The sequence below is a fragment of the Pseudomonas sp. SWRI92 genome, from assembly GCF_014268685.1.
Taxonomy (GTDB): Bacteria; Pseudomonadota; Gammaproteobacteria; order Pseudomonadales; family Pseudomonadaceae; genus Aquipseudomonas; species Aquipseudomonas marvdashtae.
Genome location: NZ_JABWQY010000007.1, coordinates 1 through 25664, shown reverse-complemented (window position 1 = coordinate 25664; position 25664 = coordinate 1). Strand labels below are relative to the sequence as shown.

The window sequence follows — 25664 nt, the reverse complement described above, 5'->3', positions numbered from 1 at the left end:
GACCTGAGCGGTGCAAAAGGGCGGCGATTATGCCTCAAGTCACTTGCCATGGTTGATCATCGCCCGAATTTTGGTGGCCAGCAGATCCAGGGTGAACGGCTTGGCGACCATATCCATGCCTTGATCCAGGAACCCTTGGCGCTCGGTGGCTTTCTGTGCGTAACCGGTCATGAACAATACTTTCAAGTCGGGCCTGTGCTGGCGGGCGATTTCCGCCAACTGCCGGCCATTCATGCCCGGCAGGCCGACATCGGTCACCAGCAGATCGATGCGCTGCCTGGACTCCAGCAACGCAATGGCCTGTTTGGCCTCTTCGGCTTCGAGCGCGGTATAGCCCAAGGCGTGCAGCAGATCGAGCACCAGCATGCGCACCGCCGGTTCGTCTTCCACCAGCAGCACGGTTTCGCCGGCGTTGGCTGCCGGTGCGTCGGTGGTCGCCGGTTCGGCAGCCTGCTCGGCCGGCGCAACGTGCAGCCGCGGCAGGTACAGCTGCACGCGCGTGCCTTGGCCTGGCACGCTGTCCAGGCTCAGGTGCCCACCGGATTGCTGGGCAAATCCGTAGATCATCGACAACCCCAGGCCGGTGCCCTGGCCGATGGGCTTGGTGGTAAAGAACGGATCGAAGGCCTTTGCCAGAACCGCAGGCGTCATGCCGCTGCCGTTGTCGCGCACGGCGATCATCACGTAATCGCCAGCTTTTACCGGTTCCAGTGTGTTGATGTCGTGGCCGTCGAGGTAGACGTTGGCGGTTTCGATGGTCAATTCGCCGCCGTCAGGCATTGCGTCCCGGGCGTTGATCACCAGGTTGAGCAGGGCATTTTCCAGTTGGCTGGCATCGGTGCTGACCGGCCACAGCTCACCGGCCATTTGCAGCCGCAGGACGATGTGATCGCCCGTGGTCCGGCTCAGCAAGTCTTCGAGTGAATGCACCAGGGCGTTGGCATCCAATGGCTTGCGGTCCAGCGACTGGCGCCGGGAGAAGGCCAGCAGGCGATGGGTCAGGGCGGCGGCGCGGTTGGCCGAGGAAATGGCCGCTTCGGTAAAACGGCCTATCTCGGCAGCGCGGCCGGAGGCGATGTAGCGCTGCATCAGGTCCAGGCTGCCGAGAATACCTGTGAGCATATTGTTGAAGTCATGGGCGATGCCGCCCGTGAGCTGGCCCACCGCTTCCATTTTCTGCGCATGGCGCAGCGCTTCCTCGGCACGCTCGCGTTCGAACATTTCGCTTTGCAGGCGATGGTTGGCTTCGGCCAATTGCTGGGTGCGGGCAATGACCCGTTCTTCCAGCGTTTCGTTGAGGTTGCGCAGGGCCTCCTCGGTTTTCTTGCGGTCGGTCTCGTCGATCACAAAGATGTAGAAGCCGTTCACCGCTCCGTCACCGCCACGGCGGGGCAGGTAATTGATCAAGGCATGGCGCGGCCGGCCGTCACGGTGAGCCGATTCAACGGTGAAGCTGCACGGCTTGCCTGCCAGGGCGCCGGCGATCTGTTCAGCGCGGGCCGCGTAGGCTTCCTCGCCGATGACTTCGCGAATGGTCTTGCCGTACAGCTCCTGCGGGGTCAGCCCATACCAGTTCAGGTAGGCGCTGTTATTGAGCCGGAAGCGTTCTTCGCGGTCGACGTAGCTGATCAGCACCGGCATGGCGTTGATGATCAATTGCAGCTCGGTCTGGCTTTGGCGCAGGGCGTGTTCGGTGCGTTTGCGTTCGGTCAAGTCCAGCGCCGCGCCGAGAAAACGCTTGGGCCGGCCATGGCGATCCTTGTAGCAACGTCCGCGTACGAACACCCAGCGCAGCTCTCCGTCAGGCTGCAGCAGGCGGTATTCCTCGGCGTATTCGGTGCCGTGGGTGATGCAATGCTTGATGCTGTGCGCGACCATCGCCCGGTCTTCGGGATGCACGCCTTCGAGGTAGGCGTTGATGGGTAATTGGCGCGACAGATTCGGATCGACGCCATGGAGCAGGGCGAAATGCGCGTCGGCGATGAAGCGATCTTCGCGGATGTCCCAATCCCAGGTGCCCAGCGCATCGGTGGCCGCCAGCGCCAGTTGCAGGCGTTCTTCGCTTTCCTGCTGGGCCTTGAGGCTGGCCTCGGAGCGCCGCTCGAACTCCTGGGCCAGGCGTCGCCGTTCGCTGGTCTCGATGGCGGTGATCAGGATTCCCGCTACGCTGCCGCTCTCGTCATGCACCGGGCTGTAGGTCAAGTCCAGCCAGACATCACAGAGTCGCCCGCTGAAAGGCATGCGCCATTGTTGGTCGCGGCAGGTGCGCATGCTGCCTTGTAACACGCTGTGATAAATCCCTTCGGCCATTTCCCGAAGTTCGGGCCAGGCCGTGTGGGTGGGCTGGCCAAATGCCCGGGGATGTTTGTCGCCAACCAGCCGGGCGTAGGCGTCGTTGTACAGATGGGTCAGCTGCGGGCCCCACAGCACGGCCATCGGCATGGGCGAGTGGAGCATGATGTCCACGGCGGTGCGCAGGCTCTGCGGCCAGGTTTCGATGGCGCCCAGCGGGCTGGAAGTCCAGTCCAGGCGGGCGATCACCTGCTGTATGTCGCTGCTGGCGGGTATTGCGTTCATCACGGGAGTTCCTGGATGTCATGTCGATGCTGCGGCTTCTACTATCCTCTGGAGAAGGTAAGCGCGGGTTGATCTGAGGTTTTCCGGCTCGGGTCAGCGTGTCCAATGATGTTAGTGGAAGTATTCCTGACCATGGAAATTGATCCTTTATTACGAATCCTGGCCAGCCAGGACGGCTCCGACCTCTACATGTCCACCGGCGCACCGCCCTGTGCGCGTTTTGAAGGTGTGCTCAAGCCGCTGAGCAACCAGGCGTTCAAGGTCGGCGACATCGCCGGGCTTGCCGAGTCATTGATGGACGCCGAACAACGCCTTGAGTTCGATCGGGAATTGGAAATGAATTTGGCGATTTCCCTGGCCGGTGTCGGGCGGTTCCGGGTCAATATCTTCAAGCAACGCAATGACGTGTCCATGGTGATACGCAACGTCAAGTTGGATATCCCACGTTTCGAAGACTTGAAACTGCCGAAAGTGCTGCTGGACACAATCATGCAGAAGCAGGGGCTGATGCTGTTCGTCGGCGCGACCGGGTCAGGCAAGTCGACGTCCCTGGCGGCGTTGATCGATTACCGCAACCGCAACAGCAGCGGCCACATCATCACCATCGAGGACCCGGTGGAATATATCCATCGGCATAAAAAATCGATCATCAACCAGCGGGAGGTCGGGGTCGACACCCGCAGCTTCCATGCCGCACTCAAGAACACCCTGCGCCAGGCGCCGGATGTTGTCCTGATCGGCGAAATTCGCGACCGGGAAACCATGGAGCACGCCCTGGCCTTTGCCGACACCGGCCATCTGGTGATTTCCACCCTGCATGCCCACAACGCCAACCAGGCCCTGGACCGCGTGATCAATTTTTTCCCGGAAGAACGCCGGCCGCAGCTATTGAACGACCTGGGCAACAACCTCAAGGCGTTCGTCTCCCAGCGCCTGGTCCGCACACGCACCGGTCAGCGCCGGGCGGCGGTGGAGGTCATGTTGGGTTCGCCGACGGTGGCCGACCTGATTCGCCGCAACGAGTTTGGCGAACTCAAGGGGATCATGGAAAAGTCAGAGGAGCTGGGGATGCAGAGCTTTGATCAAGCGCTGTTCAACTTGGTGGTTGAGGGCGCGATTGATGAGGAGCAAGCACTGAAAAATGCCGACTCGGCGAACAACTTGCGTTTGCGCTTGAAGCTGCATGCCGAGTCGGGCGCGACGCCACCGGCCGATCCGCCGGCGGGGGAGTGGGGACTGATGGATTGATTGGCCGGACGCCGCGCTCCTGGCCTCAGGTCGCAAGCTCCGGTCGCCCGCGAAACTGCTCCAACGCTTCGGGATTGGCCAGTGCGTCGGTATTCTTCACCGCCTCGCCATGCACCACGTTGCGCACCGCCAACTCCACCACCTTGCCGCTGATGGTTCGCGGTATGTCGCTGACCGCGAGGATCTTCGCCGGTACATGCCGTGGCGTGGTGTTGGCTCGGATGACCTGGCGAATCTTCTGCTCCAAGGCATCATCCAGCGTCACGTCATCGCGCAGGCGCACGAACAGCACCACTCGCACATCGCCTTGCCATTGCTGGCCGATGGCGACGCTGTCGAGCACCGCGTCGACTTTTTCCACTTGCCGATAGATCTCCGCCGTGCCAATGCGCACGCCGCCGGGGTTGAGCACCGCGTCGGAACGCCCGTGGATCAGGAAACCGCCGTGGGGCAGTTCTTCGGCGTAATCTCCCTGGGACCACACGCCCGGAAACTGGCTGAAATAGGAGGCGCGAAGCTTTTCCTGATGGGGATCATTCCAGAGCCCGATGGGCATGGCCGGAAAATGCCGGGTGCAGACCAGTTCGCCTTTTTCGCCGATCACCGCTTCGCCGGCCTCGTTCCAGACCTGCACCGCCATGCCCAGGCTCTTGCCCTGCATCTCGCCCCGGCGCACGGCTGACAGCGGATTGCCATTGACGAAACACGACACGATGTCGGTGCCGCCCGACATCGACGCCAGGCAGACATCGGCCTTGAAGTCGCGGTACACGTAATCGTAACTGTGGGGCGCCAGGGCCGAGCCGGTGGACAGGATCGTCCTGAGACTGCTCAGGTCATGAGCCTGGCGTGGCTTGATACCTTGGCTTTCCAAGGCCGCCAGGTATTTGGGGCTGGTGCCGAACACGCTGATGCGTTGTTGGTCGATCAGCGCCAGCAGGCGTTCGGGGCCGGGGTGGAACGGCGAACCGTCATAGAGCACCACCGCGCTGCCCACGGACAGGGCCGACACCAGCCAGTTCCACATCATCCAGCCGCACGTGGTGTAGTAGAACAACCGATCCTCAGGGCCGAGATCCACGTGCAAGCCGTGTTCCTTGACGTGTTGCAGCAGCACGCCACCGGTGCTGTGAACGATGCACTTCGGCACGCCTGTGGTGCCGCTGGAATAGAGGATGTACAGCGGATGATCGAACGGCACACTGGCGAATTCCGGCTCGCCGCCGGGTTGATAGAAACCGTCCCATAGCGCCACGTTAGCCTGGGTCTTGAAATCGTCGGCGGATGCATTGGGCCGGGCATAAGGCAGTACGATCAGTTGCTGCAAGGACGGCAATCGCTCGAGGATTTCGTTGACCTTCGGTCGTTGGTCGATGAGCTTGCCGGCATAGCGATAACCGGCGCAGGTGATCAGCACCTTCGGCTCGATCTGGCCGAACCGGTCAATGACGCCCTGGGTGCCGAAATCCGGCGATGAGCACGACCAGATCGCCCCCAGGCTGGTGGTGGCGAGCATGCCCACCAGCGTCTGCCAGGTGTTGGGCATGCAAGCGGCGACCCGGTCGCCTTGGATCACGCCAGCGGCCTGCAAGCTTTTCTGCAGGCCGGCGACGTGCGTGGCGAGTTCGGCCCAGGTCAAACGTTCCTCGCCGCCGTCCTCATCCAGGGCAACCACCGCCACGGCGTTATCGCGACGGCGCAGCAAGTGTTCGGCGAAATTCAGCGTCGCCCCCGGAAACCAACGGGCGCTGGGCATCTGCGGGCCTTCCACCAGCACCTCGGTGGGCGGCTGGTGAAAACGAATGTCGAAGCAGTCGACGACGGCCTGCCAGAACGCTTCGCGCTGGTCGATGCTCCAGGCGTGCAGGGCCGGGTAGTCGCTCAGTTGCAGGCCGTGCCGTTGGTTGATCAACTGGCAAAAGGTGTTCATGCGCGACTGGACGATGCGTTCGGGGCCGGGTTGCCAAAGGATGTCGGACATGGCGTGCCTCTTGTTTTTCTGTCGGGCCTGACGATTGTTCCTACGCTCTGCGTGGGAATACCTCTGGGGACGCTCCGCGTTCCGCTCTTGGGACGCGGAGCGTCCCTGTCTGCGCTCCCACGCAGAGCGTGGGAACGATCAGTATCCAGTAGGGAGGCTTATTGAGCCAACCACCCACCATCGATATTCCACGCCGCGCCCCGCACCTGGCTGCCGGCTTCGCTGCACAGGAACAGCACCAGCTCGCCCAGTTGCGGCGGGGTAACGAATTCCAGCGACGGTTGCTTCTCGGCCAGCAGGTCATGCTGGGCCTGTTGTGGGTCGACGCCGGTGGCGATGCGATCGTCGATCTGCTTCTGCACCAGCGGCGTCAGCACCCAGCCCGGGCAGATCGCGTTGCAGGTGACGTTGCTGGTGGCGGTTTCCAGGCCAACCACTTTGGTCAGGCCGATCACCCCATGCTTGGCGGCGACGTAGGCAGCCTTGCCCACCGAGCCCACCTGGCCGTGCACCGAGGCGATGTTGACGATCCGTCCCCAGCCCTTGGCCCGCATGCCCGGCAGGCTCAGGCGGGTGGCGTGGAACACCGAGGACAGGTTGATGGCGATGATCGAATCCCAGCGTTCCACCGGGAAATCTTCCACGGCGGCTACGTGCTGGATCCCGGCGTTGTTCACCAGGATGTCCACGCCGCCGAACTCGCGCTCGGCGTAGGCAAGCATGTCGGCAATCTGCGCCGGGTCGCTGACGTCGGCCGGATGATGACCGACCTGGCCGCCGAACTGTTTCACCTCGGCGATCACCGCCGAGGCATCGCCAAAGCCGTTGAGGATCAGGTTGGCGCCGGCCTTGGCCAAGCTCAGGGCGATGCCCAGGCCGATGCCGCTGGTAGAACCGGTGACCAGGGCAGTCTTGCCCGAAAGAGCGGTTGTCATGGGAACCTCACACAATGCAAGTGGCGTAGAACACACCGATCACGAAGAACACCGCGAGGGTCTTGATCAGCGTAATACAGAAAATATCTTTGTAAGCCTCACGGTGGGTCAGGCCGGTCACCGCCAGCAAGGTGATCACCGCGCCGTTGTGCGGCAGCGTGTCCATGCCGCCGCTGGCCATGGCGGCCACCCGGTGCAGCACTTCAAGCGGAATGTTGGCGGCATTGGCGGCGTTGATGAAGGTGTCCGACATGGCCGCCAAGGCGATGCTCATGCCACCCGACGCGGAGCCGGTGATCCCCGCCAGCAGCGTCACGGTCACGGCTTCGTTGACCAGTGGGTTGGGGATGTTCTTCAGCCAGTCGGCCAACACCAGGAAGCCCGGCAAGGAAGCGATCACCGCGCCGAAACCGTATTCCGACGCGGTGTTCATGGCCGCGAGCAATGCACCGCCCACCGCGCTCTTGCTGCCTTCCGCCAGCTTGCTGCGAATGGCCCGGAAGCCGAACAGCAGCACCAGGACGATGCCCACCAGCAGCGCCGCCTGGACCGCCCAGATAGCGGTGAGTTTGGCGATGTCGCTGGTCACCGGCGTCGCCATGCCCGGCAGTGCCAGGCTATGGGATTTGCCGTACCACTGCGGGATCCACTGGGTAAAGAGCAGGTTCATGATCCCCACCGCCAGCAGCGGCGAAACGGCGAGCCACGGGTTGGGCAGCTTGATGTCTTCGGCGGTCTCCGGCTCGTTGCGCAGCTCGGTGCCGTAGCCTTCGCCCACGCGCTGGGCCTTGTTGCGCTGGCGCTGCAAAAACAGCATGCCGAAGCTGAAGACGAAGATCGTGCCGATCACACCCAGCCAAGGCGCGGCCCACGCGGTGGTGTTGAAGAACGTGCTGGGGATGATGTTCTGGATCTGCGGCGTGCCGGGCAGGGCGTCCATGGTGAACGAGAACGCGCCGAGGGCGATGGTGGCCGGGATCAACCGCTTGGGAATATTGCTCTGGCGGAACATCTCGGCGGCGAACGGGTAGACCGCGAACACCACGACGAACAGTGACACACCGCCGTAGGTCAGCAGCGCGCAGACCAGCACGATCACCAGCATGGCCTGGCGCGTGCCCAGCAGGCGAATTGCCGCCGCGACGATGGAACGGGAGAAACCCGACAGCTCGATCAGCTTGCCAAACACGGCGCCAAGCAGGAACACCGGGAAATACAACTTGATGAAGCCGACCATTTTTTCCATGAACACCCCGGTGAACGCAGGGGCAACGGCGGATGGGTCGGTGAGCAGGACGGCGCCGAGGGCGGCGATCGGGGCAAAGAGGATGACGCTGTAGCCACGGTAGGCGGCAACCATCAGCAGCGTGAGGGCTGCCAAGGCAATGATCACACTCATGGTGTGTCTCCTGGATTGTTATTTTTGTGGGTGGTGCTGTGGAGAGGGCTATAGCGATATCTGTGCCATATCGCTAAGTATTTGAAATATATAAAAATTATTTGTCAGGAACGGGGAAGTCCAAATAGTTTGTCTCTATTTGGAGATCTATAAGGGGAGAGGTTGGCTGCTTCGCGAGCAGCTTGCTTTCAGGCGAGACGATCTTCGGCTCGTGCGTCTAGATAATTCCAGGAGTGAGTCCGCCAGCGAAGCGTTTCGCAAGGTTGTCCTGCTTTAGAGATATAGAGTCTCTTTATTGAGACTCTGCAATCCCCAGCGCCAACATTTTCTTGTACAAGGTCGACCTTCCCAGCCCCAGGCGCTCGGCCGCCTCGACAACCCTGCCACCGCATTGCGCGAGCGTGGTTTCGATCAGGTGTCGGTCGAATCGCGCCCGGGCCTGGCTGAAGGTCTCCTGCGGCATTGGTTCCAGGCTTGGGCTGGCGGTGCGCACCACCGGCGTGAAGGTGCCGATGGCGGCGCGGATGTCGTCGGCAGTGAGCACCAGGTTATCGCTGAGCAGCGCGGCCCGCTCCAGCACGTTGCGCAATTCTCGAATGTTCCCCGGCCAGGCGTGCTGGCCCAGGAGGTCGAGGGCGTCGTGGTTCAGTTCGTGCTGGCTGCGCAGTTCTTCGAGGATCGCTTCGCTCAGGGCCGGCAGGTCATCCAGGCGTGCGCGCAGCGGCGGCACTTGGATAGGCAGCACATTGAGGCGGTAATACAAGTCCGCGCGGAACTCGCCGCGCTTGATTGCCGCCTCAAGATCAGTGGACGTCGCGGCGATTATCCGGACATCGCTTTGTAGCACCTCGTTGGAGCCCACCGGTTCGTATTCCTTTTCCTGCAGCACGCGCAGCAGTTTGCTTTGCAGCGGCAACGGCATATCGCCGATTTCGTCGAGAAACAGCGTGCCGCCCTGAGCAATTTGCAGTTTGCCGGCGCGGCCCTTGCGGTCGGCGCCGGTGAACGCCCCTGGGGCGGTGCCGAAGAATTCGGCCTCGAGCAGCGACTCCGGGATAGCCGCGCTGTTGATGCTGACGAACGCCTTGTGCGCCCGCGGCGAAGCGCCGTGGATCGCCTGGGCCAGCAGCTCTTTACCCGTGCCGGTTTCGCCCAGCAGCAGCACCGGGGAGTCAGTGCTGGCGCTGCGTCGGGCGCGGCGCTTGACCTCGAGGCTGGCCGCGCTGGTGCCGATGAAATGGGCGAAGTTGTACTTGGTCTGGCGCGCCCGCAATAGCGAGCGCGTGGAGGCCAGTTCTTCCTGCATGCTCAGGTAGCGCTTGAGCATCGGCGACAGGCTGTGCAGCTCGTCGAACAGGGCAAAACCGATGGCACCGATCACCGCGCCGGCGCTGTCGTGAATCGGCAGGCGCATCACCACCAGCGGCTCCTTGGGCGTGTCCTGCATGTCCAGCAGGATCGGCCTTCCGGTGCGCACCACCTCACGCAGCAGGCTTGAAGGAATCACGCTCTCACAGGCACGACCGATCGCCTCGGCCGCCGAGTTCAAGCCGAAGCGACGGGCGTAGCGTTCGTTCATCCAGACGATATTCGCGTCGCGGTCGACAATCACCGTGCCTTCGCTGGACTGTTCAATGATCTCGAACAACGAGCGGATCGCCAGCGTGCGCACGCGCTTGTAATCCTTGAGGCTTTCGGTGGGGTTCATCGGCCATTTCCCTGGAAGGAGAAGCTTGCAGTACGGAATCGGTCTTCCGGCGGCATTATGCCGGGGCACGAAGGCGGATCAACTCTCTTCTGATACGTCGTGGTTGAACGTTCAATAAAATTGTACAGTTAGCTCATCTTGTACATGAATTGGTTTGGAACGGCCCATGAATAAATTCAACCCCCGAAAGCTCAAGCTTTCCAAGTGGACGGCTTGCGCGCCGGTCAATCGCGAGAAGCATTTTCTCGTCATCCAGCTGCTTTGCGATGAGCAGGGTGCGCCGATTCAGGTTGAACTGCAGGCCGTTCACAGCGCGCGCGTCGAACTGCTGGATTGGCGCGAACTGTGTGATAGCAAGCGTTGGAAAATGGGCTGGAGCTGATGACCGCTTCACGGCTCAATTATTACTTGTACATAAATAAAAAACTGTACAAGTTTTGTTGAATGATGGCTTAATAATATCCAGCCACGGGCAAGGCTCTCAGACGGCCATTGCCACGCATTCAACGCCTCCGGGAGCCGTACCCATGTTCATTCGTTCACGCAAGCATAAGGACGCCTTGCACGAAATCCAGGCCAGGCAGGCAATTCTTGAAGCGGAGCGGGCGGCGCTTCATGGCTCGATGGCAATCGTCGAGTTCACGGCAACGGGGGAAGTGCTCGGCGCCAGCCCGCTTTTTCTGAAAATGACCGGCTATTCCCTCGACGAGGTCCTGGGCAAGCACCACTCGATGCTCTGCGAACCCGCCTATGGACGCAGTCGAGAAAGCGCGGCGCTGTGGCAACGGTTAGGACAGGGCGAGTCCGCCGAAGCTCGGTTTTTACATCTGCGTCGCGATGGCGGCGGGATGTGGGTAGAAGCCAGCTATGCCCCCGTGCGCGATGACGAGGCAGGCGTGCAGCGCGTCATCCAGGTTGTGCGCGACGTCAATGACCGTGTGCTCCGTGCGCAAACCGAATCCAGTTTCATGCAGGCGATAGACCGCTCCATGGCGGTCATCGAGTTTGATCTGAGCGGCACCGTGGTGCGGGCCAACGAGAATTTCCTCAAGGTCATGGGGTTTCGCCAGGAAGAAGTGCTCGGCCAGCATCACCGGCTGTTTTGCAAACCCAGCGAAGTGCAGGACGAAGCCTATCGTGGCTTTTGGGCCGCGCTGAACCGTGGCCAATACATGAGCGGGCTTTTCCAGCGCGTCGACAAACGAGGCGCAACGGTCTGGCTGCAAGCGACCTACAACCCGCTCTACGATGCCAATGGCCGTTTATATGGGGTAGTCAAGTTCGCCACGGACAACACCCGCGAGGTCGAGCAGCGTCAGACCGAATCCAAAGCGGCGCGATTGGCCTTCGAAACGTCCCGCAAGACCGATGAACACACGCAGTTTGGCACCTCGGTGGTCCAGCAAACGGTAACGGTGGTGCAGAGCATTGCCGATGAGTTGCAGCAAGTCGCCTTGGGCATCGGAGCCCTGAGCGCCCAGTCCGAGGAAATCGGCAGCATCGTCGATGCCATTCGAGGGATCGCCGAGCAGACCAACCTGCTGGCGCTCAATGCGGCGATTGAAGCGGCCCGCGCCGGCGAACAGGGTCGCGGTTTCGCGGTGGTCGCCGATGAAGTGCGCAACCTTGCCCGCCGCACCAGCCAGGCCACCGTCGCCATTTCTGATGTCGTCGGCAAGAACCGCGAACTGGCCAAGCAGGCGGTGACCAGCATGCAGTCCAGTACGCTCAAGGCAGAGCAGGGCGTGAAGCTGGCGAATCAGGCGGGCACAGTCATTCTCGATATCCACCGCGGTGCGCAGCAGGTGGTCGAGGTGATTGGCGAGTTTGCCCAGGCCATGGACCAGCGCGGCGAGGCCTGATCGAGTCAGGCCTGCCCCGGATGCGCCGCCGCCAATAACTCCTTGGTGTAGGGATGCTGAGGCGAGTCGAATACGTCGTGGCTGGCGCCTTGCTCGACGACCTTGCCGTCCTTGATCACGATCATGTCGTGGGCCAGGGCGCGCACCACCGCCAGGTCGTGGCTGATGAACAGGTACGTCAGGCCGTGTTTTTCCTGAAGCTGACGGAGCAGGGCGACCACTTGTTTTTGCACGGTACGGTCCAGGGCCGAGGTCGGTTCGTCCAGCAGGATCAGCGCCGGCTTGAGCACCAATGCGCGGGCAATGGCGATGCGCTGGCGCTGGCCGCCGGAAAACTCATGGGGATAGCGGTGGCGGCTCTGCGGGTCGAGGCCGACTTCCTTGAGCGCCTGGATCACACTGGCTTCGCACTGCTCGGCGCTGGACCGACTGTGTACTTCAAGCCCTTCGCTGATGATCTGTTGCACCGACATGCGCGGGCTGAGACTGCCGAACGGGTCCTGGAACACCACCTGCATCTGCTTGCGCCACGGCCGCAGCTCTTTTTGCGACAGATGCTCCAAGGCCTGGCCCTGGAAACGAATGCTGCCTTCGGATTCGATCAGCCGCAGGATCGCCTGGCCGAGGGTGGACTTGCCGGAGCCGGATTCGCCGACGATACCCAGGGTCTTGCCACGCTGGATGCTCAGGCTGATGCCGTCCACCGCGCGTAAATATTCCTTGCGCCGCAGCAGCCCGCCGCCGAGCGGGAAGCTGACCCGCAGATCCTCCACCTGCAGGACATCTTCGCGTTCGTCCCGGGGCAGGGCTTCGCCTTCCGGTTCAGCGTTCAATAGCTCGCAGCTGTAAGGATGCCTGGGTGCGCAGAAAAGGGTTTCGCAAGGCGCTTGTTCGACGATTTCCCCGGCTTTCATCACACATACGCGCTGGGCGATGCTGCGCACCAGGTTGAGGTCGTGGCTGATCAGTAACAAGGACATGCCGAGCCGTTGCTGCAACGATTTGAGCAGCAGCAGAATCTTGCGTTGTACCGTCACGTCCAGCGCAGTGGTCGGTTCGTCGGCAATCAACAGTTCCGGCTCGCAGGCCAGGGCCATGGCGATCATCACGCGTTGGCGCTGGCCTCCGGATAACTGATGAGGGTAGGCCTTTAGCCGTTCGGCGGGTTTCTGGATACCGACGAGGGCGAGCAATTCGAGGATGCGCTGGCGTGCTGCCTTGCCACCCAGGCCCCGGTGCAGCATCAGGGTTTCGCCGATCTGTTTTTCAACGCTGTGGAGTGGATTGAGCGAGGTCATCGGCTCCTGGAAAATCATCGCGATCCGGTTGCCGCGCAGCTCCCGCAGCGTCTTGGCCTCGGCGCCGACCAGCTCCTGGCCTCGATAGCGAATGCTGCCGGTGGTGCGCGTGCCGGTGTCGGGTAGCAATTGCAGGATCGAATGCGCCGTGACCGATTTGCCCGAGCCTGACTCGCCCACCAGGGCCAGGCACTCGCCGGGGCGGATGTCCAGGCACAGGTTTTTTACTACCGTCTGGTCGTTGAAGGCCACGCTCAGGTCGCGGATTTCGATCAGGTTGTCGCTCATATCAAGGTTCCGCTTCATGGCTGTTTTCAAGAGCGTGGATCAAAGGCGTCGCGCAACGCCTCGCCAATGAACACCAACAGGGACAGGATCAGCGCCAGGGTGAAAAACGCCGTCAATCCCAGCCACGGCGCTTGCAGGTTCTGCTTGCCCTGGGCGATCAACTCACCCAATGACGCGCTGCCGGCCGGCATGCCAAAACCGAGGAAGTCCAACGCTGTCAGCGTGGAAATCGCCCCGGTGAGAATGAACGGCAGGTAACTCAGCGTGGCGTTCATGGCGTTGGGCAGGATATGCCGCACGATCACCTTGCGGTCGGTCAGGCCCAAGGCCCTCGCTGCTTTCACGTATTCAAGGTTGCGCCCGCGCAGGAATTCGGCGCGGACCACGTCCACCAGGGCCAGCCAGGAAAACAGCGCCATGATCCCCAGCAGCCACCAGAAGTTCGGCTCGACGAAGCCGGACAGGATGATCAGCAGGTAAAGCACCGGCAGTCCGGACCAGACTTCCAGCAGGCGTTGCCCGAGCAGATCCACCCAGCCGCCGTAGTAACCCTGCAAGGCACCGGCGGCGATGCCGATCAGGGCGCTGATGGTGGTGAGGGCGAGGGCGAACAGGATCGATACCCGTGCGCCGAAGATCACCCGCGCCAGTACGTCCCGGGCCTGGTCATCGGTGCCCAGCCAGTTGACGGTCGAAGGCGGGCTGGGGGCCGGTTGATTGAGATCGTAGTTGGGCGTGTCATCGCTGAACGGGATGGGCGGGAAGAGCAGCCAGCCGCCGTCCTTGTGAATCAGGTCCTGCACATAGTTGCTGCGGTAGTCGGCCTGGAACGGCAACTGCCCGCCAAATTCCTGCTCGGTATGACGCTTGAACACCGGGAAATACAGCGAGCCCTGGTGGCTCACCACCAGCGGCTTGTCGTTGGCGATCAGTTCACCGCCCAGGGTCAGGACAAACAAACCGATGAACAGCCACAGCGACCACCAGCCGCGACGGTTTTTCTTGAAACGCTCGAAACGCCGCCGGCCCAACGGGGAAAGCTTGAACATCAGGCGTTCCTCGCGGCGAAGTCGATGCGTGGGTCCACCAGGGTGTAGCAGAGGTCGCCGATGAGTTTGATCAGCAAGCCGAACAACGTGAAGATGAACAGCGAGCCGAACACCACCGGATAGTCCCGCGACACAGCGGCCTCGTAGCTCATGCGCCCCAGGCCGTCGAGGGAGAAGATCACCTCGATCAGCAACGAACCGGCGAAGAACACGCTGATGAACGCCTGGGGAATGCCCGACACCACCAGCAACATCGCATTGCGGAACACGTGGCCGTATAGCACCCGACGTTCGCTCATGCCCTTGGCCCGCGCAGTGACCACGTACTGGCGGGTAATTTCGTTGAGAAAGGAGTTTTTGGTCAGGATGGTCAGGGTGGCAAAACCGCCGATGACCAGCGACGTGACCGGCAATACCAGATGCCAGAAGTAATCGGCGATCTTGCCCAGGGTCGACAGCGATTCAAAGTTGTCCGACACCAGCCCGCGCACCGGGAACCAGTTGAGCGAGGTGCCGCCGGCGAAGATGACGATCAGGAACATGGCGAAGAGGAACGCTGGCATGGCATAGCCGATGATGATCGCGGTGCTGCTCCAGACATCGAACGCCGAACCGTGGCGCACGGCTTTGCGAATGCCCAGGGGGATCGACACGAGGTAAGTGATCAGTGTCGCCCAGAGCCCGAGGGAGATGGTCACGGGCATTTTTTCCAGGATCAGGTCGGTGACCGAGGCACCGCGAAAAAAGCTCTTGCCGAAGTCCAGGCGGGCGTAACTGGTGAGCATCAGCCACAGGCGTTCGTGGGCCGGCTTGTCGAAGCCGTACTGTTTTTCGATGTCCTTGATCAGTTGCGGGTCCAGGCCACGGCTGGCGCGGGAGCTGCCGGTCATGGCGTTGCCCGAGCTGCCGACACTGGCGCCACCGACGCCTTGCAGCTGGGCGATGGCCTGTTCCACCGGTCCGCCCGGTGCGGCCTGGACGATGACGAAGTTCACCAGCAGGATGATCACCAGCGTGGGGATGATCAGCAGCAGGCGCCGCGCAATATAACCCCACATCAACGATGCCCTCCCGGTGTGCCACGCTTGATCCGTTCAGCGGTCATCTGCTCGTTGGTCAGCGGCGTGGTGCTGACTTCCCACCAGCTTTCGATGGCCTCGTCATTGCTCGCCTGGATTTTCGGCATGCCAAAGCGATTCCACCACACGGTCGAACTGCCCGGCGGATAGTAGTTGGGGATCCAGTAGTAATTCCATTGCAGCACCCGGTCCAGCGCGTGGGCATGGCGGAGCATATCGCTTTGGGTGGTGGCCTTGACCAGGCCATCGATCAGGGCATCGACGGCGGGGTCCTGCAGCACCATGTAATTGTTCGCGCCCGGGTCGTTGGCCGCCGCGGAGCCGAAGTAATTGTAGAGCTCCATGCCCGGCGAAGTGCTCACGGGGTAGCCGGTGATGATCATGTCGTAGTCGCGGCTCATCAGGCGATTGACGTACTGGGACGAGTCGATGCGTCGGATGCTCATGTCGATGCCGATCTGCGCCAGGGTTCGCTTGTACGGCAGCAGCAAGCGATCGATACCGTTCTGAGTGACCAGGAAGGTGAAACTCAGGGCCTCGCCTTCAGCGTTCACCAGGCGGTCGCCGTCGGGTTTCCAGCCCGCCTGCTCCAGCAGCGTCAAGGCTTGCAGTTGCTTGTCACGGATGACGCCGCTGCCGTCGGTCTTCGGTGCCTGAAATACCTGAGTAAACACCTCATCGGGTATTTTGCCGCGCAACGGTTCGAGGATCGCCAGTTCACCCGCATCGGGCAGTTGCCGGGCGGCGAGATCGGTGTTGGAAAAGTAGCTCTGTTGACGCACGTAGAGGTTGCGCATCATCTGGCGGTTGCTCCACTCGAAATCCCAGAGCATCGCCAGCGCCTGGCGTACGCGACGGTCCTGGAACTGTGGACGCTGCAGATTGAACACGAAGCCTTGGGCCGGCTGGGGCGCTTGGGTGGCGAGGTGGGCTTTCTGCAAGCGGCCGTCGTGCAAGGCCGGGCTGTCATAGCCAATGGAGAAACCGGTGGCGGAAAACTCACGGTTATAGTCGTACGCGCCGCCGCGCAGGACCTGCCGGGCGACATCGGTGTCGCCGAAGTATTCAATACTGAAACGGTCGAAATTGTAGAGCCCGCGGCTGACCGGCAGGTCCTTGCCCCACCAATCGGCATTGCGCTGGAAGGTAATGCTGCGCCCCGAGTCGACTTTGCTTACGCGGTACGGGCCGCTGCCCAGAGGCGCTTCGTAGCCGCCTCCGTTGGCAAAATCACGGGTCTTCCACCAATGCTCGGGAAAGACCGGCAGGGTGGCGATGTCCAGGGGCAGGGTGCGATTTTCGTTGTTCTTGAAGTCGAAGCGAACGGTGCGTTCGGACTCCACCTCGACGCCTTTGACGGCGGCAAATTGTGTGCGATAGCGCAGGCTGCCCTGGGTCATCAGCAGCTCGAAACTGTAGCGCACGTCTTGCGCAGTGATGGGCTTGCCATCGGCAAAACGGGCCTTGCTATTAAGGTAGAAACGCAGGGACAGACCATCCTCGGCGCGTTCCATCTTCTCGGCGACCAGCCCGTAGACGGTGTAGGGCTCGTCCAATGAGCGCTGGGCCAGCGGCGAATAAAGCATTCCATCGACCTGGCTGACACCGATACCTTTGTCGATGTACGGCAGCACATGGTCGAAGTGGCCGATTTCCATGGCTGAGCGGCGCATCGTGCCGCCCTTGGGCGCCTGGGGGTTGGCATAGGCGAAGTGGCTGAAGCCTTCGGCGTACTTGGCCGGTTCGCCATAAACCGTCAGGGCATGTTCGGGTGCGGCATTCACGCTTGCAGCGCCTGTCAGCAGGACCACCGCAGTGAATAGCCAGGAGGGAAACGCCAGTCGCATTGTCAGCCTTAAAGCCGGGTGATAGGTGACCACGATTTGTACCCGAGCGGCGAGCTGATCGCCAGCCCCTCGAGTCATAAACATAACGGCCCACCGAAAGGCGGGCCGTCATGTAGATCAATCGGGATCAGTCCTGGCGGCTGGTCACTTCCAGCAGGTGGTAGCCGAACTGAGTCTTGACCGGGCCCTGGACCACATTGATCGGGGCGCTGAACACCACGGTGTCGAATTCCTTGACCATCTGGCCAGGACCGAATGAGCCCAGGTCGCCGCCCTGACGGCTGGATGGGCACGAGGAGTTGGCCTTGGCAACTTCGGCGAAATCAGCGCCGCCTTCAATCTGGGTCTTGAGTTCGTTGCACTTTTCTTCGCTGGAAACCAGGATGTGGCGGGCAGTGGCTTTGGCCATGGGAAATTTCCTTTCAATGTCTTTAAAAGTGCTCAGCCTACCGGAATCAGTACGGGTTTGTTGTCAAAATTGCGTCAAAGCCCGACGATTCGCAGGCGTTCGGCGTGCTTGATGTAGAGCTCCGTGGAGTTGATAACCTGTTGCTGGCCCGCGCAGGCCGTCTGGTTGATGGCGCCTAGGTGGTCCATTGGATAGTCGGAGCGAATGACCTTGCCCAAATGCGAGCTGAACCGTCCGACGACGCCGTCGTTCTGCCCGGCCTCAGTGATGAAGTATTCGGAAAAGGCCCTACAGAAAGCATGCAAGGGGGCTGGCGTGGCAGCGCAGGTTTGGTCAGCAGCGTCTTGCACCGTGCCGCTCCAGGAATAATAGCGAACGCCGTTGACCAACTGCGGACCATTGCCCCCCCAAGTCTTGGGCAAACCCTGAGGGTATTTGTCATTGAACGCGCCTACGCCTTCGGTGGTGAGCGCTGACAGTGCCGCGATGGCGTTCAGCGGCAGCTGCGTCTGGCCGCTGATCGATGAGATGAAATCGGCGAAAAGGGTGGCGACCCGATTAGCCACATGCTCCGGCAGGCGCCCAGGCGTCAGGGCCTTGCGCAAGTAATCCGCCAGCTCGGACCCGTGGTTGGGCCCGCTGACGGACGTCACCGAGGCGACGCTGTCAGGCGCCAACGCGGCCGCATAGCGGGCGGCCAGCGCACCCTGGCCGTGGCCGATCAGGTTGACCCTGGCCGCACCGGTTCGCTCCAGGACCCGTTCAATCTGTGCGAGCAGCTGTGCGCCGCGTGCCTCATTGGAATGGGTGGCCGACAGGTACGGGATGAACACTCGGGCGCCAGCGGTAAGCAATGCCTGTCTGATGTCGTGGAAGAGTTCGGACGTACCGATTCTATCGAACCCGAACAAACCATGGACCAAGAGGATGGGAAAGCGGGTGGTTGCATTCCGTTGCATGTTCGTACCTTTTTCGAAGAGGTTCACGTGGAGTTGCCGGTCCACTCTAATCCAGGCCATCACTGGGCGGTGTAGGACGAAACCGCTGCTAGCTGCGGAAAGTGGAGTAAATAACGCGGGATATTTTCCGGAGAAGTCGGACCGCTCCCACGATCGCTAGATGCGTCCGATGGCCTTTGCCCTTTGAAGCGACAGGTACTGGCGCAGGAGGCTACGCCCGGTGTCGTCTTGTCTGACTGTATGTTTGGGCACAAGAGTTTCTAATGGTCCTTCCGGTGCCGTTCCCAGGAAACGGCACCTTTATCCAAAGGACTGGAGTCTGGAAAAATGACCATTGAATCGCCTGCTGATAAAAGCAGGCCTCTACCGCGCCGGCTATCGGCGCCCATATTTGCGAAGGCCAGAGAAGGCGTGATAGATCCCGCCTGGCGCAAGGCTGTCATCACGGTCAAGGCGTACCCAATGATGACGTGTGGCGATGAACTGCTGCTGTATTGGCATGGACTCAATAATGAAGGCGAGCCATACCAGCACGAGGTTCGCCGGTTTGTCACGGAACGACAGGTTGGGCACGACATCGTTTTTGTAGTGCGCGGAGACCATATCGCTGAGTTGGAAGGAGGTTCGCTGGAAATTTCCTATCAGGTAGTCGGCAGACAAATTCCGGCCGCATGGGCGTCACAGTCTCTTCAATTGGAAATCGGCGATGTGTCACCGCATTTGTTGCCACCCATCGCGGATGATGCGGTCGGCGGCAGTCTTGACCCGGGACGGGTACCGGAGGGGACGTCGTTGACAGTGCGGCCCTATTCGAAGATGGCGGCAGGAGATCGGTTGATCCTCATCGCCAGTCGGGATTCCAAGCCGTTGTGGCGGGATGTGCTGGATATCGAGGCCCATGCGGTGGGCCGTACGGTATCGTTCTGGATCGAACACTCGCTCATTGCTCCTCACCTCGGGCACTCGCTGACCCTGAGCTATGTCGTCAGGCGCGGGCATTCGGTGCGCCGTGCCGAGCCGTTGTCTATCCGGATAGGTCCTCTGGTGCGTCCCGCCCTGCAAGCGCCCCGCGTACAGGAGCTAGGCGAGGGCTGGCTGGATGTCGACGTGCTCCCGGGCGCGGCGACAGTCGTCATCGATGGCGTTGGGCTGGAGGCGGGCGAATGGGTCTGGTTTCAGTGTAACGGAGCCGGATTCACTGTCTACGAGCGGGAAATCACCGAGGCGACAGCAGGCCAACCGGTGGTCTTTACTGTACCGATTGACTTTTGGCAGGCGCAACGCAACAGATCAGTGAGCGTGTTCTATCAGGTTGAGCGTCTGGATGATGTCAGTCAGCGATCCCCGGATCTTACTTTTCAGGTTCGTTGAGCAAAGCCCTGCCTTCAGGGAGGGCTTGCCACGCAAGATCAGATCCCCAGTCGCAATCGGCGATGCGCCTGGCGCAGCAGTTGCTCGGTGGACTCCCAGCCCAGACACCCGTCGGTGACCGATACGCCGTAGCGCATCGCCGGGCCTAGTGGCTGGCAGCCTTCGAACAGGTGGCTCTCCAGCATCATGCCGATCAGGGCGCGGTTGCCTTGCAGTCGTTGTTCCAGCACCTCGTTGAACACCTGGGGCTGACGCAGCGGATCCTTGCCGCTGTTGGCGTGGCTGCAATCGACCATGATGCGAGTCGGGATCTTGAGGCGCGTGAGGTCCTTGTGTATCTGGGCCACGCTCTGGTGATCGTAGTTGGGACCGCTATGGCCGCCGCGCAGTACCAAGTGGGTGTCGGGGTTGCCCTGGGTCTGGATGATTGCCGGATGTCCCTGGCTATCGACGCCGAAATGCCGGTGGGGATGGGCAGCCGAACGCATGGCGTCGCAGGCGATGCCGACCCCGCCGTCCGTGCCGTTCTTGAAGCCGACCGGCATGCCCAGGCCGCTGGCCATTTCCCGGTGAATCTGTGATTCGGTGGTGCGGGCGCCGATGGCGACCCAACTGAGCAAGTCGTCGAAGTAGCCGGCGGCCATGGGTTGCAACAGTTCGGTGGCGACGGGCAAGCCCAACTGCAGCATTTCGCGCATCAGCTCCCGGGACACGGTCAGGCCGGTGGCCATGTCATCGCTGCCATCCAGGCCAGGATCGTAGGCCAGGCCTTTCCAGCCCACGGTGGTGCGGGGCTTTTCCACGTAGGCGCGCATGACCAGCAGCATGCTGTCGCTCACTTCGTGGGCCAGGCGAGCCAGGTTGGCGGCGTATTCGAGGGCGGATTTCGGGTCGTGGATCGAGCAGGGCCCGACGATGACCAGCAGGCGGGAGTCCTCACCGTCGAGGATCGCGCGGATGGCCTGGCGATGGGCATTCACTTGATGGCTCAACGCGGCGCTGAGCGGTAATTGGTGCTTGAGTTGCAACGAGCTTGGCAGACGCAGCGTCAGGGCTTCGTTGGCAGGGTTGAGCGTGGACAGCGGCAAAGCGGCGATGGACGAATTCATGATCTGGCTTCCTGGGCGAGCAGCGGGTTCGTTCCCGCGCCGGCCCTACTGGGGTGTTCGACAATTGGCCGTAATGGCCCGCAATGTTGGCTTGCCACCGGTAGGTGACCGATCGGAGGCGGCAGGCTGTCCCGAGCGGTGGCTGGTAAATCGCCAGGCGGAAAAACTGTCGTTACGGTAATAAGTGGTGTAATTCATGGCTCGATCCTCAAGTTGTCTGGTGTCGCAAATGTCAGGGGCCGGAAAAACAAAACCCCCGGTCGGGAGGCCGACCGGGGGTTTGGAAAACTCTGGTAGGCGACCCGTTTAAAATGGCCGCCGGTTGGGTATCAGGCGCGCCAGTGGCTAAACCAATACCCAAAATAAAAGCTGACTGGAGTCTGCACGCCGTTCACTCGGGCAGCCGCAACCGAGCGCGGGGCGCTGGCGGTTTGAAGCGGTGCTAGGGCGTCGAACATGATTTGTCTCCGATGAATGGACTTGAGCTTACCCGAGCGTGGTGCGGGCCTTCAATAACAAAATTCTATCGGCTAGCGAAAGCATTCGCCGCGCTTGAGTCCGACTGGCTTTATGACAGACTTATGCCAGGCAGCATGGGGCGGGGCAAGTCCTGCCAGTGCCAGCACTTTGACGAGGTTTCCATGAGCTTTGAATGGCGTGCGGCCGAGGCCAATGACATCGAATACGCCCGGCAACTGACTTGCGACAATATGCTTCCCTACTATCTGCGCCATGATTTGCTGTGGCAGGACGAAGCGTTCGATCTGGCCTGGGTCATTCGCCAGAATTGGATTATCCAGCGTGACGGCCAGGCGCTGGGTTTCGTCAGCCTTAGCCGTGACGCTCGTGCCCTTTATATCCGGGAACTGCAGATCGACAAGGCGTTTCGTCGGCAGGGTGCCGGAACCTGGGCGATCGGACAGGTTTGGGACCTGGTGGGGCTTGAGCGGCGACCGGCGTTGCGACTGACCGTATTCAATGACAATCCAGCCAGGGCTCTCTATGAGCGCATGAAACTGCGCGTTGTCGGTGAGGATGAGTGTTTCCTGAGAATGCAGCGAGACGTCGATGCTTGAATCTTCGGATATCAGGCCAGCGAAGATGTGTTGTAACTTTTATCTGCCTGTTTGCGCTAGGTCTGCCGAACGCTTTTTTGCTAAGGTGTGGGCAACCCATATAAGACCAAATCGTGAGGTGTCTGCTTGATTAGGGTGTTAGTGGTCGACGACCATGATCTCGTCCGTACGGGCATTACACGAATGCTGGCTGACATCGATGGCCTGCAGGTAGTTGGCCAGGCCGAATCCGGGGAAGAATCCCTGATCAAGGCACGTGAATTGAAACCCGACGTGGTGCTGATGGACGTCAAGATGCCGGGCATCGGCGGCCTCGAGGCCACGCGTAAACTGCTGCGCAGCCATCCGGATATCAAGGTCGTTGCGGTGACCGTCTGCGAAGAAGATCCGTTCCCCACCCGGTTGTTGCAGGCGGGCGCCGCGGGTTATCTCACCAAGGGCGCCGGTTTGAACGAGATGGTCCAGGCTATCCGCCTGGTATTTGCCGGGCAGCGCTACATCAGCCCGCAGATCGCCCAGCAGTTGGCAATCAAGTCTTTCCAGCCGACCAACGATTCGCCCTTCGATGCGCTGTCCGAACGAGAAATCCAGATTGCGCTGATGATCGTCGGCTGCCAAAAGGTCCAAATCATCTCCGACAAGCTGTGCCTGTCGCCCAAGACCGTCAATACCTACCGTTACCGTATCTTCGAGAAGCTTTCGATCAGCAGTGACGTCGAGTTGACGCTGCTGGCGGTGCGCCATGGCATGGTCGACGCCAGCGCCTGAAAATGACTGAACTGTTTGATCCAAGTGCCTTCCTGTCCACCTGCAGCGGCCGTCCCGGCGTGTATCGCATGTTCGACAGCGAGGCGCGCCTGCTTTACGTCGGCAAGGCCAAGAACCTCAAGAAGCGCCTGGCCAGTTATTTCCGCAAGACCGGCCTGGCGCCGAAGACTGCCGCCCTGGTAGGGCGTATCGCGCAAATCGAAACCACCATCACCGCCAATGAAACCGAGGCGTTGCTGCTGGAGCAGACGCTGATCAAGGAATGGCGCCCGCCGTACAACATCCTGCTGCGCGATGACAAATCCTACCCGTACGTGTTCCTGTCCGACGGGGCGTTTCCGCGCCTGAGCATTCATCGCGGAGCCAAGAAGGCCAAGGGACGCTATTTCGGTCCTTATCCTAGCGCCGGGGCGATTCGCGAAAGCCTGAGCCTGCTGCAGAAAACCTTCTTCGTTCGCCAGTGTGAAGACAGTTACTACAAAAATCGCACCCGGCCTTGCCTGCAGTACCAGATCAAGCGCTGCAAGGCGCCTTGCGTTGGGTTTGTCGAGCCGCAGGTCTATGCCGAGGACGTGCGTCACTCAGTGATGTTCCTGGAAGGCCGCAGCAATGCACTGACCGATGAGCTGTCGGCAGCCATGGAAGACGCGGCGGTCAATCTTGAATTCGAGCGGGCCGCGGAACTGCGTGACCAGATCGGCCTGCTGCGCCGCGTGCAGGATCAGCAAAGCATGGAAGGCGGCAGCGGTGATGTCGATGTCGTAGCCGCATTCATCAACCCGGGCGGCGCCTGCGTCCACCTGATCAGCGTGCGGGGCGGTCGAGTGCTGGGCAGCAAGAATTTCTTTCCCCAGGTGGGGATCGAGGAGGACGTGTCCGAGGTGATGGCGGCGTTCCTGGGCCAGTACTACATCAGCAGCCCGGAACGCGACTTGCCCAGCGAGTTGATCGTCAACGTCGTCCACGAAGATTTCCCCGCGCTGATCGAAGGCATTGATAAGCTCCGTGGTCGCGAACTGACCATCAGCCATCGCGTGCGCGGCACCCGGGCGCGCTGGCAGCAACTGGCCGTGACCAATGCCGAACAGGCCCTCGGCGCGCGGTTGGCCAATCGCCAGCACGTTGCCGCGCGATTCGAGGCGTTGGCTGACGTTCTCAACCTGGATGAGCCGCCACAGCGACTGGAGTGCTACGACATCAGCCATTCCAGCGGCGAGGCGACTGTCGCCTCCTGCGTAGTGTTCGGTCCGGAAGGTCCGATCAAGTCGGATTACCGGCGCTATAACATCGAGGGCGTTACTCCGGGAGATGACTATGCAGCCATGCACCAGGCGCTGATGCGGCGCTTCGGCAAGCTGAAGGACGGGGAGGGCAAGTTGCCGGACATCCTGTTGGTGGACGGTGGCAAAGGGCAACTGTCCATGGCCCGCGACGTGCTCAATGAGTTGTCGGTCCCGGACCTGATCTTGCTTGGCGTGGCCAAGGGTGCGACGCGCAAGGCCGGATTCGAGACGCTGTACCTGAACGACGCGGCCCATGAGTTCACCCTGAAAGGGGATTCGCCGGCGCTGCACCTCATTCAGCAGATCCGCGACGAAGCTCACCGCTTCGCCATTACCGGACACCGTGCACGTCGTGGCAAAACCCGCCGAACCTCAACGCTGGAGGGCGTGGCAGGGGTTGGCCCGACGCGCCGACGCGATTTGTTGAAACATTTTGGTGGATTGCAGGAACTGTCTCGTGCCAGCATCGAGGAGATAGCCAAAGCACCCGGTATCAGTAAAAAGCTCGCTGAGTCGATTTATGCAAACCTGCATAGCGAGTAGAATGCCCGTCAACCTCGTAGCCAGTTGTGCCGATGAATATCCCAAACCTGATTACCGTTCTACGCGTCCTGCTCATCCCGATCTTCATATTGCTGTTCTATTTACCGTATCACTGGAGCTATGTGGCCTCCGCCTCGGTCTTCGCCTTTGCCGCCGCGACCGACTGGCTCGACGGCTACCTGGCCCGACGCCTGGAACAGAGCACGCCATTCGGCGCGTTCCTCGACCCGGTGGCGGACAAGCTGATGGTCGCCGTCGCCCTGGTGCTGCTGGTGCAGGAACACGGCAACCTCTGGCTGACCCTGCCGGCGGCGGTGATCATCGGGCGGGAAATCGTCGTATCGGCCCTGCGCGAATGGATGGCCGAGCTGGGCGCACGCGCCCAGGTCGCGGTGTCGAACCTCGGCAAATGGAAAACCGCCGCGCAAATGCTGGCCCTGGTGATCCTGCTGGCCAACCCGTCGGACTTCACCTTCTGGGTGCTGCTGGGTTACGGATTGCTGCTGGTGTCCGCTGGCCTGACGCTGTGGTCGATGGTCCAATACCTGCGCGCCGCCTGGCCGCACCTGCGGACTGACGTTGATCCGAAATAAACTTTTTTTGAATCAAAGGGTTGACGGCGTGTTTCGATTCTATAGAATGCGCCACACCAAGACGCGGGAATAGCTCAGTTGGTAGAGCACGACCTTGCCAAGGTCGGGGTCGCGAGTTCGAGTCTCGTTTCCCGCTCCAAGATTCCAAAAAAAGCCACTCAGATGAGTGGCTTTTTTTATGCGTGCGCCAGGCATGGCGCGTTGCGCGTAAGCGCAACCAGCTTGGCTGTGGTGGCCACGCTGGTGACTTGGAGGTGCAAGTCCTCTACACACCCGGCAAGG

General features: G+C 61.3%; 20 protein-coding genes and 1 tRNA gene. 9 read left to right on the top strand and 12 right to left on the bottom strand.

Annotated features, from left to right (window positions below):
* Window positions 1–39 precede the first annotated feature (39 nt).
* Window positions 40–2577, bottom strand: coding sequence for a PAS domain-containing protein (locus HU762_RS13135; RefSeq protein ID WP_186637484.1), 2538 nt, complete (start codon window positions 2575–2577; stop codon window positions 40–42).
* A 132-nt stretch (window positions 2578–2709) separates the two neighbouring features.
* On the opposite strand from HU762_RS13135, the gene HU762_RS13130 reads away from it, so the two are divergent.
* Window positions 2710–3825: a PilT/PilU family type 4a pilus ATPase gene (locus HU762_RS13130; protein ID WP_186637473.1), complete on the top strand. Its 1116-nt coding sequence runs from the start codon at window positions 2710–2712 to the stop codon at window positions 3823–3825.
* A gap of 25 nt (window positions 3826–3850) precedes the next feature.
* Here the strand turns inward: HU762_RS13130 and HU762_RS13125 are convergent, their stop codons facing one another.
* From HU762_RS13125 to HU762_RS13110, 4 genes are all read right to left on the bottom strand, one after another.
* Entirely contained in the window at window positions 3851–5806 is a 1956-nt protein-coding gene (locus HU762_RS13125) for an acetoacetate--CoA ligase (RefSeq protein ID WP_186637471.1), read from the bottom strand.
* Window positions 5807–5964: 158 nt separating this feature from the next.
* A complete protein-coding gene (locus tag HU762_RS13120) occupies window positions 5965–6741 on the bottom strand; it encodes a 3-hydroxybutyrate dehydrogenase (RefSeq protein WP_186637468.1) in 777 nt (258 codons plus the stop codon).
* A 7-nt stretch (window positions 6742–6748) separates the two neighbouring features.
* On the bottom strand, window positions 6749–8140 hold the full coding sequence (locus tag HU762_RS13115; protein ID WP_186637466.1) for a GntP family permease: 1392 nt from the start codon (window positions 8138–8140) through the stop codon (window positions 6749–6751).
* A gap of 292 nt (window positions 8141–8432) precedes the next feature.
* Window positions 8433–9848, bottom strand: coding sequence for a sigma 54-interacting transcriptional regulator (locus HU762_RS13110; protein ID WP_186637463.1), 1416 nt, complete (start codon window positions 9846–9848; stop codon window positions 8433–8435).
* A 166-nt stretch (window positions 9849–10014) separates the two neighbouring features.
* Here HU762_RS13110 and HU762_RS13105 point away from each other — a divergent pair, with 166 nt between their 5' ends.
* On the top strand, window positions 10015–10230 hold the full coding sequence (locus HU762_RS13105; protein ID WP_186637449.1) for a TIGR02450 family Trp-rich protein: 216 nt from the start codon (window positions 10015–10017) through the stop codon (window positions 10228–10230).
* A 145-nt stretch (window positions 10231–10375) separates the two neighbouring features.
* Entirely contained in the window at window positions 10376–11710 is a 1335-nt protein-coding gene (locus HU762_RS13100; RefSeq protein WP_186637446.1) for a methyl-accepting chemotaxis protein, read from the top strand.
* 5 nt (window positions 11711–11715) lie between these two features.
* On the opposite strand, the gene HU762_RS13095 is transcribed toward HU762_RS13100, so the two are convergent.
* The 6 genes from HU762_RS13095 to HU762_RS13070 all read right to left on the bottom strand — a co-directional run bounded on the left by HU762_RS13095 (window position 11716) and on the right by HU762_RS13070 (window position 18639).
* The gene (locus HU762_RS13095) at window positions 11716–13296 is read right to left on the bottom strand and encodes an ABC transporter ATP-binding protein (RefSeq protein ID WP_186637443.1); all 1581 of its coding nucleotides are present in this window, start codon (window positions 13294–13296) and stop codon (window positions 11716–11718) included.
* A gap of 26 nt (window positions 13297–13322) precedes the next feature.
* Window positions 13323–14345: an ABC transporter permease gene (locus HU762_RS13090; RefSeq protein ID WP_186637440.1), complete on the bottom strand. Its 1023-nt coding sequence runs from the start codon at window positions 14343–14345 to the stop codon at window positions 13323–13325.
* On the bottom strand, window positions 14345–15403 hold the full coding sequence (locus HU762_RS13085) for a microcin C ABC transporter permease YejB (RefSeq protein WP_186637437.1): 1059 nt from the start codon (window positions 15401–15403) through the stop codon (window positions 14345–14347). The genes HU762_RS13090 and HU762_RS13085 overlap by 1 nt, the downstream gene beginning before the upstream one ends.
* Window positions 15403–17271, bottom strand: a complete 1869-nt coding sequence (locus HU762_RS13080) for an extracellular solute-binding protein (protein WP_186637930.1) — start codon at window positions 17269–17271, stop codon at window positions 15403–15405. The genes HU762_RS13085 and HU762_RS13080 overlap by 1 nt, the downstream gene beginning before the upstream one ends.
* A 127-nt stretch (window positions 17272–17398) precedes the next feature.
* Entirely contained in the window at window positions 17399–17680 is a 282-nt protein-coding gene (locus HU762_RS13075; RefSeq protein ID WP_186637433.1) for a peptidylprolyl isomerase, read from the bottom strand.
* Window positions 17681–17754: 74 nt separating this feature from the next.
* Window positions 17755–18639 (bottom strand): triacylglycerol lipase, encoded by an 885-nt coding sequence (locus HU762_RS13070; protein ID WP_186637431.1) that lies wholly within the window; start codon window positions 18637–18639, stop codon window positions 17755–17757.
* A 327-nt stretch (window positions 18640–18966) separates the two neighbouring features.
* On the opposite strand from HU762_RS13070, the gene HU762_RS13065 reads away from it, so the two are divergent.
* Window positions 18967–20010, top strand: a complete 1044-nt coding sequence (locus tag HU762_RS13065; RefSeq protein WP_238340382.1) for a hypothetical protein — start codon at window positions 18967–18969, stop codon at window positions 20008–20010.
* A gap of 38 nt (window positions 20011–20048) precedes the next feature.
* On the opposite strand, the gene HU762_RS13060 is transcribed toward HU762_RS13065, so the two are convergent.
* Window positions 20049–21119, bottom strand: coding sequence for a 3-deoxy-7-phosphoheptulonate synthase (locus HU762_RS13060; protein ID WP_186637429.1), 1071 nt, complete (start codon window positions 21117–21119; stop codon window positions 20049–20051).
* Window positions 21120–21760: 641 nt separating this feature from the next.
* Here HU762_RS13060 and HU762_RS13055 point away from each other — a divergent pair.
* From HU762_RS13055 to HU762_RS13035, 5 genes are all read left to right on the top strand, one after another.
* The gene (locus HU762_RS13055) at window positions 21761–22195 is read left to right on the top strand and encodes a GNAT family N-acetyltransferase (RefSeq protein ID WP_186637427.1); all 435 of its coding nucleotides are present in this window, start codon (window positions 21761–21763) and stop codon (window positions 22193–22195) included.
* A 126-nt stretch (window positions 22196–22321) separates the two neighbouring features.
* Entirely contained in the window at window positions 22322–22963 is a 642-nt protein-coding gene (gene uvrY, locus HU762_RS13050) for a UvrY/SirA/GacA family response regulator transcription factor (RefSeq protein WP_003200277.1), read from the top strand.
* A 2-nt stretch (window positions 22964–22965) separates the two neighbouring features.
* Complete coding sequence (uvrC, locus tag HU762_RS13045) at window positions 22966–24789, top strand: excinuclease ABC subunit UvrC (RefSeq protein ID WP_186637425.1); 1824 nt, start codon at window positions 22966–22968, stop codon at window positions 24787–24789.
* Between the two features lie 32 nt (window positions 24790–24821).
* Complete coding sequence (gene pgsA, locus HU762_RS13040) at window positions 24822–25382, top strand: CDP-diacylglycerol--glycerol-3-phosphate 3-phosphatidyltransferase (protein ID WP_039589536.1); 561 nt, start codon at window positions 24822–24824, stop codon at window positions 25380–25382.
* A gap of 63 nt (window positions 25383–25445) precedes the next feature.
* Window positions 25446–25521 (top strand) — tRNA-Gly (locus tag HU762_RS13035).
* Window positions 25522–25664: the final 143 nt, after the last annotated feature.